This is a genomic window from Thalassotalea sp. ND16A, assembly GCF_000764205.1.
Taxonomy (GTDB): Bacteria; Pseudomonadota; Gammaproteobacteria; order Enterobacterales; family Alteromonadaceae; genus Thalassotalea_A.
The window spans coordinates 37,525-62,130 of the sequence record NZ_JQDZ01000068.1; the positions used below are offsets into that span (position 1 = coordinate 37,525).

15 protein-coding genes are annotated in these 24,606 nt (G+C 45.8%); 10 read left to right on the forward strand and 5 right to left on the reverse strand.

All coding sequences use genetic code 11. From position 1 onward, the window contains the following. The first annotated feature begins 49 nt into the window (after positions 1–49). The 5 genes from ND16A_RS08415 to ND16A_RS08395 are packed head-to-tail and all read left to right on the forward strand — an operon-like array spanning position 50 to position 6,264. Positions 50–1,447 carry an aldehyde dehydrogenase family protein gene (locus ND16A_RS08415; RefSeq protein ID WP_033077792.1) on the forward strand — a complete coding sequence of 466 codons (1,398 nt, stop codon included), beginning with the start codon at positions 50–52 and terminating at the stop codon, positions 1,445–1,447. A 26-nt stretch (positions 1,448–1,473) separates the two neighbouring features. After that, positions 1,474–2,850 carry a glutamine synthetase family protein gene (locus ND16A_RS08410; RefSeq protein WP_033077793.1) on the forward strand — a complete coding sequence of 459 codons (1,377 nt, stop codon included), beginning with the start codon at positions 1,474–1,476 and terminating at the stop codon, positions 2,848–2,850. 27 nt (positions 2,851–2,877) lie between these two features. After that, positions 2,878–4,029: an iron-containing alcohol dehydrogenase gene (locus ND16A_RS08405; protein ID WP_033077794.1), complete on the forward strand. Its 1,152-nt coding sequence runs from the start codon at positions 2,878–2,880 to the stop codon at positions 4,027–4,029. Further along, entirely contained in the window at positions 4,029–4,739 is a 711-nt protein-coding gene (locus ND16A_RS08400) for a glutamine amidotransferase-related protein (RefSeq protein WP_033077795.1), read from the forward strand. Before ND16A_RS08405 ends, ND16A_RS08400 begins: the two co-directional genes overlap by 1 nt. Positions 4,740–4,752: 13 nt before the next feature. Then, positions 4,753–6,264 (forward strand): FGGY family carbohydrate kinase, encoded by a 1,512-nt coding sequence (locus ND16A_RS08395; protein ID WP_033077796.1) that lies wholly within the window; start codon positions 4,753–4,755, stop codon positions 6,262–6,264. Between the two features lie 82 nt (positions 6,265–6,346). On the opposite strand, the gene ND16A_RS08390 is transcribed toward ND16A_RS08395, so the two are convergent. Both ND16A_RS08390 and ND16A_RS08385 read right to left on the reverse strand, forming a co-directional pair. After that, positions 6,347–7,528 (reverse strand): FAD-dependent oxidoreductase, encoded by a 1,182-nt coding sequence (locus ND16A_RS08390; RefSeq protein ID WP_152593876.1) that lies wholly within the window; start codon positions 7,526–7,528, stop codon positions 6,347–6,349. After that, positions 7,515–8,270, reverse strand: a complete 756-nt coding sequence (locus tag ND16A_RS08385; RefSeq protein WP_033077798.1) for a glycerophosphodiester phosphodiesterase family protein — start codon at positions 8,268–8,270, stop codon at positions 7,515–7,517. Before ND16A_RS08385 ends, ND16A_RS08390 begins: the two co-directional genes overlap by 14 nt. A gap of 385 nt (positions 8,271–8,655) precedes the next feature. Here ND16A_RS08385 and ND16A_RS08380 point away from each other — a divergent pair, with 385 nt between their 5' ends. From ND16A_RS08380 to ND16A_RS08365, 4 genes are all read left to right on the forward strand, one after another. Beyond that, complete coding sequence (locus ND16A_RS08380; RefSeq protein ID WP_033077799.1) at positions 8,656–9,321, forward strand: response regulator; 666 nt, start codon at positions 8,656–8,658, stop codon at positions 9,319–9,321. Between the two features lie 595 nt (positions 9,322–9,916). Beyond that, the gene (locus tag ND16A_RS08375) at positions 9,917–11,236 is read left to right on the forward strand and encodes an NAD(P)-binding domain-containing protein (RefSeq protein WP_052073109.1); all 1,320 of its coding nucleotides are present in this window, start codon (positions 9,917–9,919) and stop codon (positions 11,234–11,236) included. Beyond that, positions 11,223–13,184 (forward strand): ankyrin repeat domain-containing protein, encoded by a 1,962-nt coding sequence (locus tag ND16A_RS08370; RefSeq protein WP_033077800.1) that lies wholly within the window; start codon positions 11,223–11,225, stop codon positions 13,182–13,184. The genes ND16A_RS08375 and ND16A_RS08370 overlap by 14 nt, the downstream gene beginning before the upstream one ends. Positions 13,185–14,138: 954 nt before the next feature. Continuing rightward, complete coding sequence (locus ND16A_RS08365) at positions 14,139–16,280, forward strand: LysM peptidoglycan-binding domain-containing protein (protein ID WP_033077801.1); 2,142 nt, start codon at positions 14,139–14,141, stop codon at positions 16,278–16,280. A 305-nt stretch (positions 16,281–16,585) separates the two neighbouring features. Here ND16A_RS08365 and ND16A_RS19970 read toward each other — a convergent pair whose 3' ends face one another. The 3 genes from ND16A_RS19970 to ND16A_RS08355 all read right to left on the reverse strand — a co-directional run bounded on the left by ND16A_RS19970 (position 16,586) and on the right by ND16A_RS08355 (position 22,823). Continuing rightward, positions 16,586–20,353, reverse strand: coding sequence for a cytochrome c3 family protein (locus ND16A_RS19970; RefSeq protein ID WP_052073110.1), 3,768 nt, complete (start codon positions 20,351–20,353; stop codon positions 16,586–16,588). After that, a complete protein-coding gene (locus ND16A_RS08360; protein WP_152593870.1) occupies positions 20,337–21,896 on the reverse strand; it encodes a cytochrome c3 family protein in 1,560 nt (519 codons plus the stop codon). Before ND16A_RS08360 ends, ND16A_RS19970 begins: the two co-directional genes overlap by 17 nt. 111 nt (positions 21,897–22,007) lie before the next feature. Further along, complete coding sequence (locus ND16A_RS08355) at positions 22,008–22,823, reverse strand: hypothetical protein (protein WP_033077803.1); 816 nt, start codon at positions 22,821–22,823, stop codon at positions 22,008–22,010. Positions 22,824–23,236: 413 nt separating this feature from the next. Between ND16A_RS08355 and ND16A_RS08350 the strand changes: the two genes are divergently transcribed. Further along, complete coding sequence (locus ND16A_RS08350; RefSeq protein WP_033077804.1) at positions 23,237–24,559, forward strand: IS4 family transposase; 1,323 nt, start codon at positions 23,237–23,239, stop codon at positions 24,557–24,559. The last annotated feature ends 47 nt before the right edge of the window (positions 24,560–24,606 follow it).

Genomic DNA, 24,606 nt, shown 5'->3' on the forward strand with positions numbered 1-24,606 from the left:
AACTGAACCAAAGATTCATTTTTAGCCCCAAACAGGATTGAAATAATAAATGGCGGTTGCAAACACAATGAATCCCTATACCGGGGAGTTAATCAAATCGTATCGGCACGATGATAAAGCTGACATCAATACTAAACTTGCCACATTGCAGCACAGCTTTAAGGCCTGGCGCAATGTTGCGGTAAAACAACGTGTTGTCGTCTTGCGACAAGCCTGCCGGTATTTCGATAGCAATCGCGAACTCATTGCCAAAGAGATCTCTGCCCAAATGGGCAAGCCGCTCAGGCAAGCAAAAAATGAAGTGCATGGCTTTTTTGAACGGGCTAATTTTTTATTGGACAATGCCGAACAGGTTTTATCGGCAGATATTATATCTACAGGTATTAGCGCCGAACAAGACGGTATCGCCCGCCGCATTGAACACTCGCCGTTAGGCACTGTCCTTATTCTGGCTGCGTGGAATTACCCGTTGCTGATCGCGGTAAATGGCGTGCTTACCGCGTTACTTTGCGGGAATACGGTATTGCTCAAACACTCGAGTATCACCCTCTCTATTGGTTTGCATTTTGAACAGGCTTTCGGCCACATCCCAGGTTATGAAAACCTGATTAAACATCTCATTGTCGATCATCAAGCTCTGAGCGAGATTATCTCAGAGGCGGCAATTGACCATGTTATTTTTACCGGTTCAGTAGCGGCAGGGCAAAGCGTGTACCAACATACCGCTAAACAGTTTAATCAATGCCATTTAGAGTTAGGTGGTAAAGATGGGGCGTATGTTGCCAAAGATGCTGACCCGGTAAAAGCGGCGGTAAGTATTGTCGATGGCGCTATGTACAATGCCGGCCAGTCTTGTTGTGGCATTGAGCGGGTTTATGTGCACGAAAAAATCTACTCAGCATTTCTGGCCAAGAGTGAAGAGTTGATTGCCGGTTATAACATGGCTGATCCTATGGCGGATGACTGTGATATTGGGCCGCTGTCTCGGCCGCAAGCGGCAGTGGAAATGCAAACACAAATTATGGATGCGCAATTGAAAGGGGCAAAAATTATCCTTGGTGGCAAAACCCAAATTATTGGCGGCAGCACATTTTTCCAGCCGACGTTGTTGACCGATGTTAACCACCAGATGCGGGTGATGCGCGAAGAAAATTTTGGCCCGATTATGCCGGTGATGAAAGTTGACTCAGACGAAGAGGCGCTGGCGCTTATCAATGACAGTCGTTATGGATTAACCTCAGCAATTTATACTAACGATGATGAGTTGGCTGAAACATTTGCCGCGCAGGCACAAACCGGCACGGTATTTCGTAATCGCTGTGACTATTTAGATCCGGCATTGCCCTGGACCGGCTATAAAGACAGTGGCATCGGCAGTGGCTTATCGCAATATGGATTTTTTTGTCTCACCCGGCCAAAAGCAATTAACTTTCGCCTGAAATTGTAATTAGTCAACTTGGTATATAGGAAGCTATGATGGAAAAAGCCTATGCAGATAAAATCAACCAACTAAAAGCCGAAGCCGTCACTTGGGTGAAACTGGCCTTCACCGATATCGATGGCGTGCACCGCGGCAAATATGTCAATATCGAGAAATTCATTTCGATACTTGAGAAAGGGGCGGGTTTTTGTGATTGTGTGCTCGGCTGGGATATTAATGATCAGCTGTATGACAATAGCGAGTTTACCGGTTGGCATACCGCTTTCCCTGATGCCAAATATCGCGTCGATATCAGTACTGAGCGACGTCTTCCAGACGAAGGTGGGATGCCGTTTTACCTGGTGAATTTTGTCAATGACAATGGCGAACCTCATCCCATTTGCCCGCGCAGCCTGTTGCAAGGTGTTGTGGCAAAAGCAAAATCAATGAATATCAATATCAAGTTAGCGTTTGAATATGAATTTTTTGTGTTTGATGAAACCCCCGATTCGATTCGGGCCAAGAATTATCGCGATCTCAAGCATCTTACGCCCGGCAATTTCGGTTATTCGTTGTTGCGCACCAATACCCATTCAGAGCTCTACCATGATTTTTTGCACTATTGTGAGCAGATGAACTTCTCTCTCGAGGGGATTCATTGTGAAACCGGCCCCGGAGTATGGGAAGCGGCACTGCTTTATGATGATGCGCTAGCGATGAGTGACAAAGCCTCACTGTTTAAAACCTTTTGCAAAAGCTTTTTCCAAAAGAAAAACCTGATGGCTACGTTTATGGCCAAATGTTCGATGGACTACCCCGGCCAAAGTGGTCATATCCATCAGTCTCTGCTTGATGCCACCACAGGAGAAAGCCTGTTTTATGATGAAAGTGCCGATCACCAGATGAGTCCGTTGATGCAACATTACATTGCCGGCCAGCAACAGTATTTGTCAGCGTTTTTACCAATGTGTGCACCCACCATCAACTCATACACTCGTCTGGTTAAAGGCTTTTGGGCCCCTACGGCGGCTACTTGGGGAATTGAAAACAGGACAACGGCGTTGCGTGTCATTGGCGACAGTGCTGCTTCAATGCGAGTTGAGTTCCGTCTCGGCGCAGCCGATGCAAACCCCTATTTGGCGGCTGCGGCAATCATTTCTGCCGGGCTGTTAGGCATAGAAAATGGCTTGCAGCCAACCGCTGCAATCAAAGGTAATGCCTATGAGCAAGAACACAGTTTGCCTGGAAATTTACAACTTGCCAGCAATTTAAGAGATGCGGTAAGAGACTTTAAAGCTTGTGCTGAAGTGGAACAAGTGTTCGGACCACAATTTAGCCAGCACTTTATCGCCTCCAGACTTTGGGAAGTCAGAGAATACGAAAAGCAGGTAACCGATTGGCAACTACAACGTTATTTCGAAATCATTTAGACCACTTACTAAGAGATTAATACTGGTATGCAACAATTTAATTTTCCTACTCTGGTTTATTTTGGTGAAGATGCGTTGGTTGAGCTTGCCACTACCATCAAAGCCAAAGGTTATCAAAAGGCGTTACTGGTATCAGACAAAACGCTCTCAGCGTTGGGCGTTGTTGCTAGCGTGAAATCGATAATAACGCAACAGGGTATCGAGGTTATTGTTTTTGACCATGTGCATGCCAACCCGATAGAAGCCGATGTGGAAAATGGCGCCGCAGTATTCAATGACCAGGATTGTGACTGCATTCTCGCCCTCGGCGGTGGCAGCGCCATGGATGTAGCAAAAGTGATTAAAGTTGCTGCAACCCATCCTGGCCCCCTCAGTCAATACGATGATGCCATTGGTGGTGATAAACGTATCATCAATGCAATGCCGCCACTGTATGCGATACCAACCACCGCCGGTACGGGCAGTGAAGTCGGGCGTTCCGGGGTGATTATTCTTGGTAAAAGCAAGCTAAAAACCATTATTTTTTCACCGAAGTTGATGCCCGATATTGCCGTGCTCGCCCCGCAATTAACCACGGGTTTACCCCCTCATATCACCGCAGCTACCGGCATTGATGCCTTTACCCATTCGCTGGAAGCATTCTTGGCGCCAGGTTTTCATCCGATGGCCGATGGCATTGCTCTGCAAGGCATGCGGCTTTGTATTGAAAACCTCGACACCTGTGTTAACCAAGGCAGTCAAATTAAGGCTCGCGGTAACATGCAGGTGGCGGCGATGATGGGCGCTACGGCGTTTCAAAAGGGTCTGGGCATGATCCATTCTCTTGCTCATCCCTTATCGGCTCAGCACAATATGCACCATGGTTTGGCGAATGCGTTGTTGTTGCCAGAATCGATTAAATATATTGAACAATCCCCTTTAAATTCAGAGCAAAAACAGCGAATTGAATCGGTGCGGCAACTGTTTACTGCCAGCAACCTGGCGAAAAATACACTCTCTCAAACCTGTCACCAATGGTTTCACTCGCTGGGCATTACTTTTGGTTTGCGCAATTATCACATCGATGAGCAACATTTAGCCGCTTTAGCCGACGATGCCTTTGCCGATCCTTGCCATCAGAGCAATATCATTACGGTATCCAAAGCGGATTTATTAACCGTCTATCGGCGGGCATTGTAATGCATATTGGCTTGTTATTATGTGACCATGTGCGTCCTGAATTATTGGCGGTCGCCGGCGATTATCCGGATATGTTCAGATTGATGTTTAACCAATATGCGCCGCAAGTCAGGTTATCGGTTTTTGATGTAACAACCGGGCACTACCCTGACGATATTGAGCACTGTGATGCGTACATTTCTTCGGGTTCAGCCGCTTCGGTTTATGACGATGAAATCTGGATCAAAACTTTTGAAGATTATCTCAAGCAGTTGCATCTGGCGAAAAAGACGTTTATTGGCATCTGTTTTGGTCATCAAATGATGGCCCAGACTTTGGGCACAGAAGTTAAATTAGCAACCAATGGTTGGGGGGTTGGGGTCAAACAATATCAGCTGGTCACTAAAAAACACTGGATGAAACCTTATCTCGAGACTATCGATATCGTGGTATCGCATCGTGACCAGATTGACTCTTTGCCCGCAAATGCCCAGTTGTTGGCGACAACCCCACATTGCCAAATCGCCATGTACCAAATTGGCGATCACTTTCTTGGTTTGCAAGGGCATCCCGAGTTCAGTGTTGAATACGCCAAAGCATTGATGGATTATCGGCAAAACATTATTCCGCAAAATATTTTACATGCTGGCCGTAAAAGCTTAGCAAATGAATTAAAGATACAATTCATCGTCGATTGGCTGATTGGCTTTATTCAAAGTAAGCCGGGCTAGGCAGAGTGAATTAATGTATTTTCTGAGCATTGATCAAGGTGGCAGCAGTACTCGTGCGTTGGTATGTGATGGCAAGGGCGGTATTATTTGTCAGGCTCAAATTGGCGTTAACACCAGGCGCAAAGGTGTTTTTGTCGAGCAACAACCCGATGAAATATGGCAATCGGTAAAACACTGCATTCAACAGTGCTACCAAAAGCTGTCAGCAACCCAGCAAGGCCAACTGGTCTCGGCCGCGTTGGTAACTCAACGTTCGAGTTTTATCGCCATCAATACGGCAACCAATCAGCCGTTAACCCAAGTGATTAGCTGGCAAGATACTCGCGGTCAGGACTATCTCGAGGCATTAGAAATTGATAATGCCTGGTTACAAAAATTAACCGGTTTAAGGGCCAGCAGCCATTTTGGTGCCAGTAAAATGCTTTGGTGTTTAAAGCATGAGCCAGCGGTGCAAATTGCCGCAAAAAACAACACCTTGATGTTTCTGCCCATCGCTTCGTATCTGGCCCATTGTTTAACTGGCAATATGCATTACTATGTCGACCCTGCCAATGCTTCGAGAACCTTATTATTCGCTATTGAAAATGCTGGCAGTGCCGCACATAGCGATAATTTAATTGTTGACAGCGCAAGTTCGAATACAAGTGACAGTGAAAACGGCAATGACAATCAACCCGGTTTGCACTGGAGCGAACCTCTATTGGAATTATTTGCCATCAAAAAACATGAAATTTTGCCAACCAACAGTCTGTTTGGCCAGATAACCGTTGGTAAGCATGTTATCCCGTTAAGGTATGTCAATGGCGACCAAAGCTCGGCATTATTCGCCTATGGTATGCCAGGCCGAGAGCAAATATATCTAAATATGGGAACCGGGGCATTTATTAGCCGACTCAGCGCCAGCAGAGAAAACACCGATAAAGATTTATTACACAGTATTGTAAGCACCGAGCAATGCGGTGATAGATATTGCCATTATTTTGCTCTGGAAGGGACGATAAACGGGGCGGGAGCCGCGCTTGAACTCATGGCAAAAAAATTGGCTGTTGATATCGAAAAACTAAATGTGTTGAGCACTACTGAGGAAATTGTGCCGTTATTTGTCAATGCGATTGGTGGTCTGGCCGCACCTTATTGGCGCAGCGATATTCGCTCACATTTTATTGGCAAAAGCAGTAAAAAAGCAGAAATGATCGCCGTAGTTGAGAGCATTGTCTTTCTGGCCGTCACCATTATCAAGCGAATGTCGAAGGGGCCAGCAGACATGACAAGCTTGGTGATCACTGGAGGGTTAGCCAAGCATGATGATTTATGCCAACTTATTGCCGATTTGAGTGGTTTAAACATTCTGCGTAAACAACAAGTTGAAGCAAGTGCACTTGGCGCCGTTTGGTCACTGGCAGGGCAGCCCGTTGACTGGTTAACTGAACTTTCTACTCAGCAATTTATCGCGCACAAAAACAGCGCGTTATTACATCGCTTTAAATTGTGGACGACGGCGATGGATGACTTAACTACAGTTTAACTAAGCTTATCAAACTCAATTCAAAAAACTAGGGTCTGTTGACCTTTGCGGTACAAAAATGCACAGCAAAGGTCAACAGACCCTAGTCTAATGTAAGCGTATTAACATCGGCAATTTTTTTACGTTTACCCAGTGTTTTTTCAATCAAGGCTACTACCGTCTTGCTGGTAGCCCTAAAGGTAGTCAACTTCCCCCCATACAAGCTGATCACTTCCGGCGAAGTCATTCCCTGATAAATGATACTTTGCCGTTTACGGTCAAATGCCTGTTGTTGCTGTTTTGGTAAAACTCTAACCCCAGCAAAAGCATCAACTACCTTAACGGGTCTTTGCGGAAAGTAATGTTGGTATATTGTCAGTAAATAATCAATTTCCTGCTGTTTTGGGGTAATTTCATCTGGTAAATTTGCCAGTAGGGTTTCGGTGGTGCCCACCAGTGTTTGTCCTTGCCATGGCATCACAAAAACAACCCTGTCATCGATTAAAGATTCCAGATAATAAACATGGGTCATAGCCGGCGTATCTAAAATAATGTGCGTGCCCTGCACCCAGTCAATGTCAAAACCGGGGATAGAGGGGGTTATCTGCTTTAACACCTGATTCACCCAGGGACCTGCAGCATTTACTATGAATGCAGTGGTCACCTTAACTGTGTTGGTGTTAGATTGATTTTCGAATTGATTATTTAGCTGATAATTGATCGCATAACCGTTAGCTGTTTTTGTGCCGTCAATAAATGCTGCCTGAGTTACGATGGTTGCGCCTAATTGCTGCGCATTGTTTACCACTGCCCGGGTTAATTGGGCATCATCAGTTTGTGCATCCCAATACTGAAAAACCGCTTGCAGGTTGTCATGCTTTAAATGCTCTAATTTGTGCCATTCACTTTTCGGCAATTGCTTAAACCGGCTCAGCGGGTCTAATATGCAAAGCATCGCATATAAACTTAGCCCGGCTCGCAAGGTCCATTTTCCGCGCCGGGAATTTTTATAGACGGGAATATAAAAAGCAACCGGTTTGACTAAATCAGGGGCTAAACGTAATAATGCTCGACGCTCTCTTAACGCCTTAAACACCAGGTTCAGTTGGCCAGTTTCCAGATAACGCAAACCGCCATGAATTAACTTGCTCGAGCAAGATGAGGTTTGCTCGGCAATTTCACCTTGTTCCAGTAATAATACCTTATAGCCAGCCGCACTTGCCGCCTGAGCAACGCCAGCCCCGGCGATGCCGCCACCAATAATGGTGATGTCATACTTCATCAGTAAGTTGCAACCCCGCAGTTTGCAATTGTCGTTGCAGTTTCGACGGGTAAAAGGTTTCAAAATGGCGAATGCCGCGGTAATAATAATGCATGGCTTCATGACGATCGGCAATTTCGTAAAGCACCCATGTACATTCACGGTCGCTAAATTGAAAGCCAGGAGGCACAATATCTACGTCGCAATAGAGGTATTGCGGCTGCAATGTTGTCAGCATTTTTTCACAATAATTATGCCATGCTGGCAGTACATAACCCAGTGGTAAGGTTGAGCATTGTTTGCATACTCTTAAAAAGCGGTAAGAAAAACTGATTAACACCACTTGTGCTGAAATTGGCGTTAGCTCCTGGATCAGCTTGTTAAACACATCCCGATATGTAAAGTGAAGAAAGTTCACCCGTTTTACTTCGACAAACAAGGTAACATCGGGAAACGAATCGAGTAATGCCACCACCTCAGATAATGCGGTGATAAATCCATTGCGTGGTTTTGTCAGTTGGTGCTCATTATTGATTAATTTCAGTTTTTTTAGCGATTGCAAGTCAAGGCTGGCAACCGGCTGGTCGACACCTGTCATGCGCAGTAAACTTCGATCATGAAACAGTACCGGCACACCGTCTTGGCTGAGCTGAACATCGATTTCAATTAACTTTATACCCTGCAATATGGCAGTTTTAATGCTTTGCAGAGTATTTTCAATGTGCCACTGGCAATCACCACGATGGGCGACAAGAGAAATTGTCATAAAAATTCCATTATTATTCTTAGCAAAGTTTGGTCGCTAATTGCCAATTTATCAACTTTAATAAAGCAAATTCAATTACTTCTCTGGTATTTCAACAAGAAAGAGCAAACAGCAGGCAATCAACTTTAACATCGCATAGAGAGCAGCAGGCAGTTAGTGCTGTTGAGTGATAATTAGTCTGTTCAAAAGTCGTATACTATTGAGTCAATTCTCTGGTCGTCGGTTCGTTGCGGCTCCCTGTACATATCAGATGACGGCAACTATAATCTGACAAGGAATACTCTGTTCTTGTTCCACTAGTGAGCACACCCCCTTAGGCACCAAGTCCAGCTCGAAACGTTGCCTGAAAGACTGATAATGTAAATTAACCCAGTGTGGAATGACAATGCGAATTTTGTTGGTTGAAGACGATTACAAACTAGCCCAAGACCTGCAGCAATCCTTGCGCAAGGCGGGGTTAGCTGTTGACCATGTCTCAACCGGCAAAGAAGCCATGTTAGCCCTGGAACATCCCGAAACTGATGCCGTGATCCTTGAGTTGAGTTTACCTGATATTGACGGTATTGAAGTATTGAAAAAAATCAGGAAACAGAAACTGAATGTACCGGTCATTATCTTGACCGTCAGAGGCTCGATTGAACACAAGGTAATGGGGCTCGATGGTGGCGCCGATGATTATTTGGTTAAGCCCTTCCATATGTCGGAGTTACTGGCGCGAATCAGGGTGATTGAACGCCGGTTGGGGACGGCCACAACATCGATAATAAAGATCGGCCCGGTTGAGCTCGATACCGTGGCTCATTCGCTAAAGGTTGTAGATCATTCGTCTGAATTATCCAAAAAAGAATATATGGTTCTTAAGGTATTAATGGTGAACGCCGGCAGAATTTTGTCCAGGGAACAAATTGAAACTCACCTTTACGATTGGGGCGAAGAAATTGCCAGTAATGCGATTGAAGTGCATATTCATAATTTACGGAAAAAATTACCGCACCAATTTATCAAGACAGTGCGTGGTGTTGGTTATACTGTCAAGAAAAGCGATGAGTAATAGATTTTAGCCTCGACCCTCCCGATTATATCCATACAGAAAATACCCTCCCATTATCACTTAGTTGTTTTCCGAATTTATTTTCTCTGGTAAATGAAAATAAATTTTATTAGGGGAATTAGCGACTTCAGGCGTTTAGTGAATAGAATTACATTAAATTACAAAATAAAGCTTGTGGGAGTTATTAATAACAGGCTATTTTATATACAGAAATCAGGCTGTTTAATATACAGAAAGCAGGCTGTTTTATATACAGAAATCTGGGCTATTTAAGTTTATCTTAAGTTTAATCCCGTAATATTCGGCGCTGGATTTTGGCAGGCAGTTTTGCCGATAATCAACAAACTAAACACTTCAGCAATGATCCCGTGCCAAACAGGTAAATGCTCCTGCGCTAGGATTGTTCTGAATAAAAGTTACACGCGGCGGTACAAATATTAACCGTTAGTATCCGCTACAGGCTTATGTACCAAGTATAAAGCCAAGCTCAGAGAGCGCAATTATTTTAAGGTAGAAATTTACTTGATCAACCTAACAACAATAAGGTTTGAACTTATCAAACCATTTTTAAATGCCACAGGGCGTAGGGGGGCTTATGTCTAGTTGGATGACTGCTTCCGCTATTTATCTTACGCCACTGTTATTGATATTCTTTTATTATGGCACGAAGAAAAAGGCCCGTCACAATTCAAGCCGGCAGTTTTTGGCTCAGGCACAAGAAGATGGCCTCACCGAGCCAGTCAGTATGCATCCGGTTATCGATACCGCAAAATGTCTGGGCTGCGGCTCCTGTGTCAGGGCGTGTCCGGAACATAATGTACTGGGGATGATCGACAATAAAGCTCATCTGGTTAACCCTGCCGACTGTATCGGTCACGGCGTTTGCCAAATCGACTGTCCGCACGATGCCATCACGCTGGTGTTTGGCACCGAAACTCGTGGTGTCGACATTCCCGAGTTATCGCCTGAATTTGAGACCAATATCCCGGGAATTTTTATTGCCGGCGAACTTGGTGGCATGGGCTTGATCAAGAATGCGATAGAGCAAGGACGCCAGGCGATGGATGCCATCGTTAACAAGACCAAAGGAGCAGCTTCGGACAATAAGGATGTGCTTGATTGCCTGATCGTGGGCTCGGGACCGGCAGGACTGGCCGCGACACTGGGCGCGATGGAGAAAAAACTGAATGTTGTGACCATAGATCAAGATGCTATTGGTGGTACCGTCAGTCACTTTCCTCGGGGAAAACTGGTGATGACGTCTCCTGCCACCATGCCTATGGTTGGTCGGGTTAAATTTAAAGAAACCACTAAAGAAAAGTTGATGGAATTTTGGCTTGAGCTGATCGAGAAGCACTCGGTAAAAATTAACGAAAACGAAGCCATGCTCGATATTCAAAAAAATTCAGACGGTAGTTTTGCTGTGATCACCGCCAAGCAAACTTACCAGACGAAAAGTGTCTTGCTGGCGATTGGTCGTCGTGGCTCTCCCCGAAAACTTGGCATCGATGGCGAAGAATTATCGAAAGTTGTTTATCGCTTGGTGGATGCTGAACAGTACGCCGGCGATGACGTGCTGGTAGTTGGTGGCGGCGATAGTGCGTTGGAAGCGGCCTGTAGTATCGCTGAGCTTGGTAGCAGCCGGGTGACGCTATCGTACCGAAGCGAAGCCTTTGGCCGGGCCAAGAAAAAAAACCGGGAGTGGATCGAGAGGTTGACATCTAATGGTCAACTAAAACTGTTAATGAGTTCGACCGTCAAACAGATCAGTCAGCATCAGGTTGAAATTGACTGCCAGGGTGAGCTATTAACTCTGCCCAATAATGCGGTGATTGTTTGTGCGGGTGGCGTGTTGCCAAGTCCGTTTCTGAAAAAAGTAGGTATAGAGGTTTCGACAAAATATGGCACTCAATAAACTTAAATTATCGGTCCTTGGATATTTGGCATTCTCTTGTTTAATGCCGGTTAATGCCGCAGAGCGGCTACCTGTCGAGGTGCAGCAACAATTGTTATCCGGCGATCATTCGCAGGCACTAACGCAACTGCGCGAGTTAGCGACAGCTGGAAATTCACTGGCTCAGTACCAACTCGCCTTATTTTATCTCGATGGTCAGGCTGTGACTCAGTCGGCCAAACAAGCTGAACAATTATTACTGCAGGCGGCAGACAAAAATAATAAAGCCAGTTATCTGCTAGGCTCACTCTATGCCAGCGGCAAGCAGCTAAATCGGAATTTGCCGGAAGCCAGGCGATATCTCGAACAATCGGATAATGATGGTAACGCAATGGCTGGGCAACTCCTGGATCAATTGTTTGCGCAGACCGACACTTCGGTCGAAAATTCGCAACAGCTGCAGCATTTATTTGAACAGATGATCAAACGCGGTGAACTAGTCAAGGCTATTAAGCTGCATCAACAAGGCGCCCTGCTCGATGCTAAAAATGCCGATGGTGACACGCCACTGTTAATTGCCGTCAAAAATAAGCAAGATGACGTGGCGCTGTGGTTAATGCAACAACCCCTCAATCTCGATGATCAAGATATCTCTGGTAACAGCGCATTACATACCGCAGTGGCCAATAACCAAGCTAATGTTAGTAATATTTTAATTAGAAATAAAGCCAATATTAATATTACCAACAACAAAAAGCAGACACCTTTGATCTTAGCTACCATTGCTGGTAATTCTGCCATAGCGCAGAATTTGATCAACAAAGATGCAAATACAAGCACCAGGGATGTTACCGGCAAAGCTGCGATTAATTACGCCGCGCTCGCGGGGATCGATTTGATCTTTAACGTAGCGCAGGCCAGTGAGGACAAACAGCCACTGAGCGAAGAGCAGCTAAACATTAGATTACAAGCATTAACGCAACAGGCAACAGATGAAAAGAGTCCTTATTATAATTGGCCGGTTTTATCGATCGCTGTTGCCCAGAAGCAGTCAGAATTAATCGATCACCTTATTGTTGCTGGGCAAGATCTGTGGCAAACCAATCCCCAAAACGACAATGTACTAGCCATCGCTATTAACTCTGGCGAGACGGAACTTGCACTCGCCTTGCTGCAACATTCTGAGTCAGGTATATCGCAACAGGACCCGTTGACAGAGTTATTTGAAGTCGCAATTAAGCAAAATAATGCTGAAGTGGTAGCCAAACTGCTTGAGCTCACTGACGTTGAGCCACTGAAGAAATTGCCGATTGAGCAAACCCCTTTATGGTTTGCGATCCTGCATGATACTCCGGATATCGCGAAGCTATTGATGCCTAAGTTACCACCAGATAACCGTCTCGACGCTCTGCAGCGCTCCTACCTGCTGCTGGCAGCAGAATTGAATAGGTCAGAAATCAGTCTGCTGCTTGTGGCAAGCGGTCTTGAAGTTAACCAACAAGATGTCAAGGGGCGTTCGGCACTCTGGTATGCCGCCAATCTTGGCAATAGCGCGACAATGAATATTTTGTTATACAAAAACAGTGTGGTCGACATGCCTGACGAGGAAGGATATACCCCGTTATTGCAGTCTGTCATTAACGATTGCTTAGAATGTGTTAAAGCACTATTAATGAAAGGCGCAGATGCCGAGTTACAATCATCGAACGGCAATTCAGCGCTGATGCTCGCCGCTCAGGGCAAAGACAAAATATTACAATTGATCCTGGCACAGCAGGTGGATATTCAGAGCCGAAATAATCAAAGCCAGACGCCACTGTTATTGGCGGTAAAAAGTAATAGCCTTGGCTGTGTTAAGCTGTTGCTAGAAGCGGGGGCTAATCCAGAGCGAAAAAATTCCAATGGCGAAAATTCATTCGATTTGGCTAAATCAAACCAGGCCATGTTGACGTTACTGGAAGCCGTTTAAAAGCATTTTTTGTACTGATTGGTATAACATTATATTGCATTGACCATACTGTTAACACCGCTACGGCGGTGTTTTTGCTTTGCATCAGCAACCAACCAGCGTCGGCTCCCGACTTGCGCTGTATGTTCATAATTTAGATACCAATTCCGACAATTTATTGGTCAATTTAGAGCTTTGAAAGAGGCGAGTTTAAAAGGCTTATCTACTGCGTTATAGATTTTAACAAGGGAATAACCCTTCTTTGCAATCAATGCCTTGTATATAAACCTTTTAATTCTCGCTAAATGGTCAATCAATTATCGGACTTGGTATTACACCCAATTTTCCTTCACTATGTTAATTGGTTGTGAGCCTGATTATCTGCTCGATCAGGGAATGTAAACGACATGTTATTTTTTGTATCAATTACCTTCTTTTTGTTACCTGGGGGTGTTATTTAAGATTTCCTTAAGTTTCAGACCGTACAATTCTACGCCATTAACGGTACGGGATTTAACCAGAATTAGAAGGTATTCTAATCAGCATAAACCATTGGTTTGTGTATCAGGTTTAAAAACGTCCCAAGAGACCGTTTTTATTCTGAAGGTGTGAATTTACTCGATGATGTTAACAACAATAAAAAGAAAGCTTATTGAGCCGTATCATAATACAGCCAGGCCAAAGGAGTCTTATGTCTAGCTGCTTTTCTACCTCAATTCTTTCCGATATTCCTTTACTGCGTAGCTGTTGCTATGGAGCGTAAGGACAAAAGAAAACCACTCTGAACGTTAAATTGTGTCGGTTGCGATGTTAATGATTGGCTAGCCAATCATCATTAAAAAGCCAACAGCGATATATTTTCCTGTCCTCAAGCAAATAGCTTGTGTCGGGCCTTGTCATCAACATCAATACAAGGCCGGTTATCATCAGGGCAAAATTAACGAGCAAAGTATTAGCCAAAAGTGAGTTTAATAAATGAATAAAAAATGCAGTCTATCAGTCATTATCAGCCTATTGTTGGGTACCAGTTACAACTGTATGGCCAGTGAGGCACAGTACAGCCTGAATGGAAATATTGAGCATCAGATCGCTCCCAATGAAAATTTATTCACGGTATCAAAAAACTACAATATCACCTTGGCAAATTTACAGGCCTGGAATAATATTGACGACGTGAACCAAGTTGCCTTAGGGCAAAGGATCAGCTTGCGCGATCCGACTCTGGTGCAAATGGGTTCTAAGACAAATGATACATCAGGGTCTGCTAAGCAGGACACACAAGCAGCAAACCGTCAACAGCAGCCCCCAACAGGCAATAACCGTCAAAATATCATTACCGAACATGTGATCGCTCCGGGCGAAACCTTATACAAGGTATCAAAAACCTACAATATCAGCATGGCAAACCTGCAGGAATGGAATAATATTGAAGATGTTAGCCAGGTTGCCGTAGGGCAAACAATACGCCTGCGATCGCCAATGTGGAAGCCCACAGAAGTTGTGCAAACTGAAAATCCGAAGAAAAAAATTGAAACCGCGCTGGCTACCGGTGAATATCGTCTGGCAATCAGTTTATTAACCAAGGCGCTCGATCAAGGCAGTGTTGCTGACCAGCAGTTCGCCCTGGAGTTTTTGGGGGTTGCGCGGGAAAAAAATGGCCAAAAGGCCTTTGCCAAACAGACTTACCAAAAATATCTAAGCAAGTATCCAGATTCCGAAACCGCAGCAAGAGTTAAAGGCAGACTCGATAGCTTGATCGGCCTTGAGACGATGAGCAAAGACCGGACGCTAAAAAAAGGCCAGAGTAAGAGGAAAAAAGCGAATGCCTCGTTTACCCGCGGCAGTCTGGCAACCGACTATCGTAAAGGCATATTGACCAATGACAGTGGTCATAGTGATGCTACTATGTCGTTGGTAAGTGTCGATTTGGATGCCAGAGGTCGTCATGAAACAGACGATTATGATCTCGGCTTCAGAGCTTCATTAGGCCACTACCAAGATTTAATGGATGACGCGGGTGATACCAGTGAACAACTGCGCTACTTGTATATTTCTGCCAATAGCAAAGACAACTTATATCAAATGCAATTGGGCCGGCAACGTAGCCGTGGCAAAGGCATCTTTGGTCGGTTTGACGGTGTGGTGTTAAGCACCGAAACGATGCCAGGGGTACAATTTAACTTTGTCGCCGGCTACCCGGTGGCATCGACCAAAGACACCTCTTTGGATTCGGAACGAAAGTTTTACGGCTTAAGTATGGACGTCGTCGATTGGTGGCCAGGCTTAGAATTGAACATGTTCGTCTTTGAACAGTCGATCAATGATATGACAGATCGCCGGGCAGTCGGTGGAGAAGTTAATTATTATCAGAATGGCACGTCAATAAATTCGATGATTGACTACGATATTTTCTACAGCGAACTAAATGCATTACTGTTATCGGGCAGTCATGTAACCGATTCGCAGCAACGCTTTAGTTGGTCAATGAATTATCGGAAGAGTCCTTACATGAGCACACGTAATGCGCTTATCGGGCAAACTGCCGACAGTTTTGCCGAGTTGCAGAACTTGTTCATCACCGACGAAGAAATTTTAGATCTTGCTTTAGACAGAACACTGGAAAGTAAATCAGCGTCCGTTGAATTTAGCCAGCCGTTTGCTGAGGATTATTATGTAAACGCCCGTGTCACCTATATGGATCTGTCTGGTGCCCCCGAATCTGGTGGTGTGCCTGAGATCAGCGAGACCGGTGAGCAGTATTATTATGATCTGTCGCTGGGGGCGAATAAACTTTACAGCCTTAATGACAATAACGTATTGGGCTTACGTTATTCCGACCTGTCCGGCTCTGAGGTTTATTCCATTTACGCCACTAGCCGGTATCGCTGGAATGAGTCGCTGACAATCATGCCGAAATTAAGGTATGACAATCGCGATAATAGTAATGGCACCAGCCAGGAAAATATTGCACCAACGGTGAGAATTCAATATCAGAATCTTCAGCACTATTTTTACAGTGATGTGGGAGCCATTTTTTATAGCTCGGAATCGGATCTGTTTCCGACCCAAAAATCTACCCACTCTTTTCTTTATCTGGGCTACAGATATTATTTTTAACTTCTCGCTTGTCCCGCAATCAACAAATCGGCAGAATGCATGGACGCATTTTGTCGTAAATAAACGCTATTGTGTTGTTCCTGCCGCCAGATATTATTCGTGATGCACCCGACTGATTAAACATTTTGCTGCTGTGCTTATTGTGGCTGACTCGCCGCCAAACCGGGTGCAATATTGTTTTAAAATGATTACCTCTCTGATCGTTTATAGCACGGCTAAATTCGCACAATAACAGACACTTTTGTCCGGCAGAGTCCGCCGCAAAAGCCGGCTCTAACCTCAGACTGTTCTCTTCTCCTCATTCATTACCAGCCATTATCGCCAACCCTATGCTCAGTGTTATTTTGCTGATGACAGGCGCCGCTGCAATCTCTTAGCTCTGAAACGCTCTGATTATCATGCTCGTTGGCTTCATAATCATTGGCATGACAACCCGCACAATCTGGACCGTAGGGGTGTCGCCAGGAAATGATTTCGTTGTTATTTCTGTGGCAGTCTATACAGCCAAGATTTTGGCGATGCTGGCCGGGATACTGCCCTGTGTGCACGTAATTCGTCGGCGTCCAGGCTTGGGTGGTGTGGCAGTCATCACATTCGACCGAAGTGATGAAGTGGCCGGCATTTTTACCGGTAGCGATATTGCCATTGTGACAGCCAGAGCAGGAGCCCTGTACCTCGTTATGATCGACTCTGGTAGCTGGTGTCCAGGTCAGGGTCGAATGGCAGGCCTCACAGACATTGCTCGACTGTATATGCTGGGCATTCTTGCCGGTAGCGGTATTGCCATCGTGGCAACTGATGCAATTGCCAGTGATGCCGGCATGGTCAAATACGGCGGGCGTCCAGGCCTGGGTGGTATGACAATCATCACACTGACCCGTGGTCGGCAAGTGGTTGTTACCTTTACCGGTGGCGGTATTGCCATCATGACAACCAGCACAGGATCCCAGTACCTCGTTATGATCGACGGTGGTCGCCGGTATCCAGACCAGGGTCGAATGGCAGGCTTCACAGACATTACTCGATTGAATATGCTGGGCATTCTTGCCGGTGGCAGTATTGCCATCGTGACAGCTGATACAATTGCCAGTGATGCCGGCATGATCGAATGTCGCCGGGATCCAGGCCTGAGTGCTGTGGCAATCATCACACTGGCCGGTGGTAGGCAAGTGATTGTTACCTTTACCGGTAGCGGTATTGCCATCATGACAACCAGCACAGGAGCCCAGTACCTCGTTATGATCGACGGTGGTCGCCGGCGACCAGACCAGGGTCGAATGGCAGGCCTCACAGACATTACTCGATTGAATATGCTGGGCATTCTTGCCGGTGGCAGTATTGCCATCATGACAGCTGATGCAATTGCCAGTGATGCCGGCATGATCGAACGTCGCCGGGATCCAGGCCTGAGTGCTGTGACAATCATCGCACTGGCCGGTGGTAGTCAAGTGATTGTTACCTTTACCGGTAGCGGTATTGCCATCATGACAACCCGAGCAGGAGCCCAGTACCTCGTTATGATCGACGGTGGTCGCTGGTGACCAGACTAGGGTCGAATGGCAGGCCTCACAGACGTTGCTCGTCTGTATATGCTGGGCATTCTTGCCGGTGGCAGTATTGCCATCGTGACAGCTGATGCAATTGCCGCTGATGCCGGCGTGATCGAACGTCGCCGGGGTCCAGGCTTGAGTACTATGACAATCATCACACTGGCCGGTGGTAGGCAAGTGGTTGTTACCTTTACCGGTAGCGGTATTGCCATCATGACAACCCGCACAGGAGCCCAGTACTTCGTTATGATCGACAGTAGTCTCCGGTGACCAGACCAGGGTCGAATGGCAGGCCTCACAGACATTACTCGACTGAATATGCTGGGCATTTTTGCCGGTGGCGGTATTGCCATCATGACAGCTGATGCAATTGCCAGTGATGCCGGCATGATCGAACGTCGCCGGGATCCAGGCCTGGGTGCTGTGACAATCGTCACACTGGCCCGTGGTAGGCAAGTGATTGTTACCTTTACCGGTGGCGGTATTGCCATCATGACAACTCGAGCAAGAGCCCAGTACCTCGTTATGATCGACGGTAGTGGTCGGCGTCCAGGTAAACATTGAGTGACAGGCCTCACAGACATTACTCGACTGGATATGCTGGGCATTTTTACCGGTGGCAGTATTACCATCATGACAGCTGAGACAATCGCCGGTCACCCCTTCATGATTAAAGTTCGCTGGCGTCCAGGCCTGGGTGCTGTGACAATCACCACACTCCTGAGTGGTGGGTAAGTGATCGGCGTCTTTGCCGGTCGCAGTATTGCCATCGTGACAAGCCGAGCAAGAGCCCTGTACCTCGTTATGATCGACGGTCGTCGCCGGTGACCAGATCAGGGTCGAATGGCAGGCCTCACAAACATTAGTCGATTGAATATGCTGGGCATTCTTGCCGGTGGCAGTATTACCATCATGACAGCTGGTGCAATTGTCGCTGATGCCGGCATGATCAAATGTTGCCGGGATCCAAGCCTGAGTACTGTGACAATCATCACACTGGCCAGTAGTCGGCAAGTGATCGACACCTTTACCGGTGGCAGTATTGCCATCATGACAACCAGCACAGGAGCCTAATACTTCGTTATGATCGACGGTCGTCGCTGGTGACCAGATCTGGGTCGAATGGCAGGCCTCACAGACGTTGCTGGTCTGAATGTGTTGGGCATTCTTGCCGGTGGCAGTATTACCATCATGGCAGCTGGTGCAATTGTCGCTAATGCCGGCATGATCGAACCGTGCCGGGATCCAGGCCTGGGTACTGTGACAATCATCACACTGGCCCGTAGTAATCAAGTGATCGGCGTCTTTACCGGTGGCGGTATTGCCATCATGACAACCAGCACAGGAGCCCAGTACCTCGTTATGATCTACGATAGTGGCCGGTGACCAGACCAGAGTAGAATGGCAGGCCTCGCAAACGTTGCTTGTTTGAATATGCTGGGCATTCTTGCCGGTGGCAGTATTACCATCATGACAGCTGGTGCAATTGTCGCTGATGCCGGCATGATCAAATGTTGCCGGGATCCAGGCTTGAGTACTGTGACAATCATCACACTGACCCGTGGTCGGCAAGTGGTTGTTACCTTTACCGGTGGCGGTATTGCCATCATGACAACCCGAGCAGGAGCCCAGTACCTCGTTATGATCGACAGTAGTCGCCGGTGACCAGACCAGGGTCGAATGGCAGGCCTCACAGACATTACTCGATTGAATATGCTGGGCATTCTTGCCGGTGGCAGTATTGCCATCGTGACAGCTGATACAATTGCCAGTGATGCCGGCATGATCGAACGTCGCCGGGATCCAGGCCTGAGTGCTGTGGCAATCATCACACTGGCCGGTGGTCGGCAAATGATCTGCACCTTTGCCGGTAGCGGTATTGCCATCATGACAACCAGCACAGGAGCCTAATACTTCGTTATGATCGACGGTGGTGGTCGGTTCCCAGCTCAGAGTCGAGTGGCAGGCCTCACAGACATTTGTCGTCTGGATATGTTGTTGATCTTTACCGGTTGCGGTGGTGCCGTTGTGGCAGCTGACGCAGTCGCCACTGACGCCGGAATGATCAAAGGTTGCCGGTATCCAGGCATTGGTGGTATGGCAGTTGTCACACGCCTGAGTGGTCTCAACATGGTCGGTCGGCTTGCCGACAGCGGTATCTTCGTTGTGACAACTGGCACAATCGCCGCTCACAGACTGATGCTCTACCCGGTATATCGTGCCCCAACCAACACTGAGATGACAGTCAGCGCAGCGGTTATTGGTGTTCATATGGTTGTTGGGTTTAATTGATGCCTCGATAAAGCCACTACTACTATGACAGAGCTGACACTCGGTAGGAATTCCTTTAAACTGATTGTTAATATGGCAATCTTGGCAGTCTACGGCAATGTGCTGGCCATCGAGAGGAAATGCTGTGGCTTGATGATCAAATTCAGCGGCCGGTGCAGCTTGAATCCAGCAAAGGCATGCCAGTAACATCAGGCATGAAACGAACTTGATATAACTAATATTGGAACTCATCGAAACGCCTCGTATTGTGACATCGTTGACAATCGTCGCCAAAACCGCCTTGATGAACGTCATCCTGACGATGACAGGCAACGCATCTTTTCGGGGGGGTAAGGGGGGCAGGCAGTTGACTGGTGTGGCACAAATCACACATTAAATCTGTGTGTGCGCCATCTAGAGCAAAATTGGTTTGCTGGTGATCAAACTGCCACGAAGTCCAGCTGGAAGAATTATGACAAGTCTGACATTCTTCGCCCAAGGTTTGTTGGTGATTATCATCCCCTGCATGACAGTCAATACAACGGAAAGATTCGATGGCATAATCGGCAGAGAAATGACAGGCCTGACATACCAATAACTGGTGAGCACCGGTAAGCGGAAAATCACCAAAATCGTGGCTAAAGCTGACTTGTTCGTTCCATTTTTTTGATTGGTGACAGTTTTGGCATTCTTTGCCCAAGTTTCCCTGATGTGGATCGACCGGTAAATGGCAATCCACACACTGCCTGACCCGTTCTTCATCTGCTCTGGTTTGACCGGGCAAATGACAGCCGTCACATTCGACTTCCTGGTGCGCGCCCAACAAGTTAAAATCTGTTTCTTTATCATGGTCGAAATTAATCTTGTCCCAGCTCTTCTCGTTATGGCATTGCTGACACTGTTCACCGTTACTGCCATGATGAACATCGTTGTCGCTATGGCAACCATTGCACTTGTTAGAAGGATTAAGCTCTTTTGCATGGCAGGCAACACATGCAAGCTTTTGATGTTTGCCATTGAGGCGATAATTGGCATCCTTGAAATGATCGTAACTGTTGTTCTGCCATTCTTCTTCGTTATGACAAGATTCACATTTTTGGCCAAAGACCTCAAAATGTACGTCTTTTGCCAGATGGCAATTGACACACATGCCACCAATGGGGTCAGCCACATCGTCAACATGGCATGCCTGACAAACAAGGTCCTGATGTTTGCCTTTTAATGGAAATTCGGTTTCTTCATGGTCAAATTTATTTACTTTCCAGACTTTTTCGTTGTGGCAGTCGGCACACTCTTCACCAAGCTCCCCCTGATGCGGATCGTCGTGACAGGAGTTACAGCTGGTCGATTCCAGCCGAAAATTTTTATCTTCTGGTTTATGGCAAAGATCACAGTTGAGGCCGAGGTGGCTATCTTTGAGGGTAAACTCGGTTCTGCTGTGATCAAAGTGATCTCTGTCTAATGAGGTGATATCAAATGTTCTGCCCTTATGATCGGTGTGGCAACTGCGGCACTGTTCAATTTTTGCTTTCTCAATAGTACTGTGGTATCTACGGGCGTTTATCAGGTCTTCGTTTATTTCTTCGTGGCAGTCCAAACACTGGGCAGATGGATTGTCACTCTCATGACATTCATTACATTCATTTTCAATTTCCTGATGGCCTTGGGTTAGCTCGCCTGGCATCAGTAATAGCTGCTCTATACTGACCTCAGAGGTTTCAGCAACGGCGTGGGTCGCGATAACAAGTAACAGCAGGGACATCATTCTGGCTGTTGTCCATGTTATGGTAGTCATACAAACAAGCCCCCTTGTTTTTTGATCCTATAATAGATATCGCTCATGAGTTATTTAACCAAGCTATTGGTTAAATAATTGTCTAACTGATCAGAGTCATTCAATAATCAGTTAATAGATGTGCACCACAAATACGTGAATAATCCCGGTAATTATCATCAATAGAAAAAATGGATAATGAAACACATGCCACAGGGCAAAGAGCCGAGTGTATAAAGCGTAGTTTGCCATTTTTCGCAACTTGAACAGTCCCTTATCCCAATGTTTAATCCCTAAGATTAATAGTGCCAGTTGCTCCTTGTTGCCGGCGGCTTGTGCTTTCAGCTCCTTTGCCTGAACCTTAGAGTGCTTTTGAATTTTTTTTATTCTTTTAGCAACGGCCAAACTGGCGGTCAGCCGCACATTTTTGTGAGTCAACTGGCTTTCAATCTGGCTTAGTTCATCTTGAACTTCGGTGCTAAATAAGGCGGTTTCGGTAAAGTGATCCTTACTCAACTGATAATCTGCATTCAGTTCGGAAAATTCAATTTGTGCACCATAGAGGCCGCGATGGAGTTTTTGGTAGACATAGCGTCCTACCAGGCCACTGCCAGCCACTAACAGCATACAAACAAGGGCAATGCTGCTATTGAGTGAGCCCAGACTAAAGTTGCTATGGAGCATGATAAACACTGGACCCCATAGACCAAAAAGCATGTGCATTCGAAACCAATGACGAACTTTAAAAGCGTTCTTCATTGGTTTCCAGTATTTACGCACCGGATAGAGCAATAACAGTATCATCATACTGCCACCAATTATGCCGAAGGCATATCCCCACCCATCTTCGGCGGTGTACCAGTATTCGTCTCTGAGGCGCCAGCCAAGCAGCAAAACTGCCAAGATGGTAACCGTGGTAAACGTTGTAGATTTTGAAATTTTATCCATCCTTTATTCTAGCAGACAATTCTTATCTAAGTTCAATAAGCAGAGTAACGACTCCGAATTGAACAGCTCAAACCCTTGAAAAACGGGAGAACAAGGTAGCTTTTATTGGCCCCTCAATTTACCCCGGAAGACCTTTGAATCGGCAGTTTAATTGCTTGATTTATAGGCGAAATATTACTGGCTAAGCTAGAGGTGTGAGTTCAAATATCTCTCTGACTTCCTGCTTGAATGCCGTTGAACTGTGCTATGATCTTTTGTTTTTTCATTCAATAATGAGTTGTTTAATCGATTTTTTTCATTAACATAAAAACGCGACCTAAGGCTAATGCCGATCACTTAACGCAAAAATGATCGGTTGAACGATCCTGCAGGTATGTAAAAATCCGTATTCAAATTTTGAATACGGATTTTTTATGCAAATTGCCCAAGCTCTTTCGAACGTGTCTCTTAACAATGTCACCGAATTTCAAAATTTAACGGATGTATTGTCCCAAGATCTAATTGAAGAAGGGTTAAGGCACCATGGAATTGCCACGATAAGAAAACGAAAACTACCTATGGAACATATGGTGTGGGCCGTGATTGGCATGGCTTTATTTCGGAAGTTTTCAATGCGCCAATTGGTGAATCAACTCGATATCATTCTTCCCAATGGTACTCCTTATGTGGCTCCTAGTGCCTTAACAAGAGCAAGAAAGAAGCTTGGCAGCGACGTAATGGCAACGATTTTCAACAGAACTCAAAAACATTGGAATGAACAAGCGGAACACTCAGCATGGCATGGACTTAATCTTCTAGGCGTTGACGGTGTAGTTTGGAGAGCACCAGACTCTAAAGCAAACAGTGATCATTTTGCTAGGACATCTAATAGCCATGGTAAGGCAAGCTATCCTCAAGTTCGTATGGTCTGTCAAATGGAGTTAACGAGCCACATGTTGATAAACAGCAAATTTGACAGTGTCAAAGAGAATGAAATGAACTTGGCCGAATCTTTAATTGAAAACACACCAGACCATAGTCTTACGTTGTTTGACCGAGGGTTTTATTCGTTAGGGTTATTGCATAAATGGCAATCAACTGGTGAAGTGCGCCATTGGCTGATGCCGTTAAAGAAAAATACTCAGTATGAGGTAGTACGTAGCCTAGGTCGTCAAGATAAGTTAATACAGTTGACGTCTTGTGCACAAGCGAGAAAAAAATTTCCTGATTTACCTGAGACTGTAGAAGCTAGATTAATTACCAAAACAGTGAAAGGTAAACAGGTTCAAATCTTAACTTCTATGGTTGATTCTATGCGCTTCCCTAATGCGGATATTGTTGATTTATATTCACATCGTTGGGAAATTGAAGTTGGCTTTCGGGAAATGAAACAATCGTTACTCGATAATAGATTTACCTTAAGAAGCAATCAGCCTGAGCTTATTAAACAAGAGCTATGGGGAATATTGCTCGCTTATAATCTATTGCGTTTTCAGATGGTTCTGATGGCCAAGCACTTGGGAGGTATAGCACCCAATCAAATCAGCTTTCATGGCGCATCTATGCACATAATTTACCAATTAACGCTATTGCCGTTTTGCACTCCAGGAAGAGTTCCCAAATTTATTATGGACATTACTAAGACAGCTCAACAGTTTGTATTGCCAACCAAAAGGGAGCGAAGTTATCCTCGGGTGTTAAAGTGTTCAAAAAATAGATATCCCGTCAAAAAAAGAAATGCCGCTCACCTTAAGTGAACGGCATTACGACCTAAGGCCGCGTTTTTACTTACTTAACAGGCGGT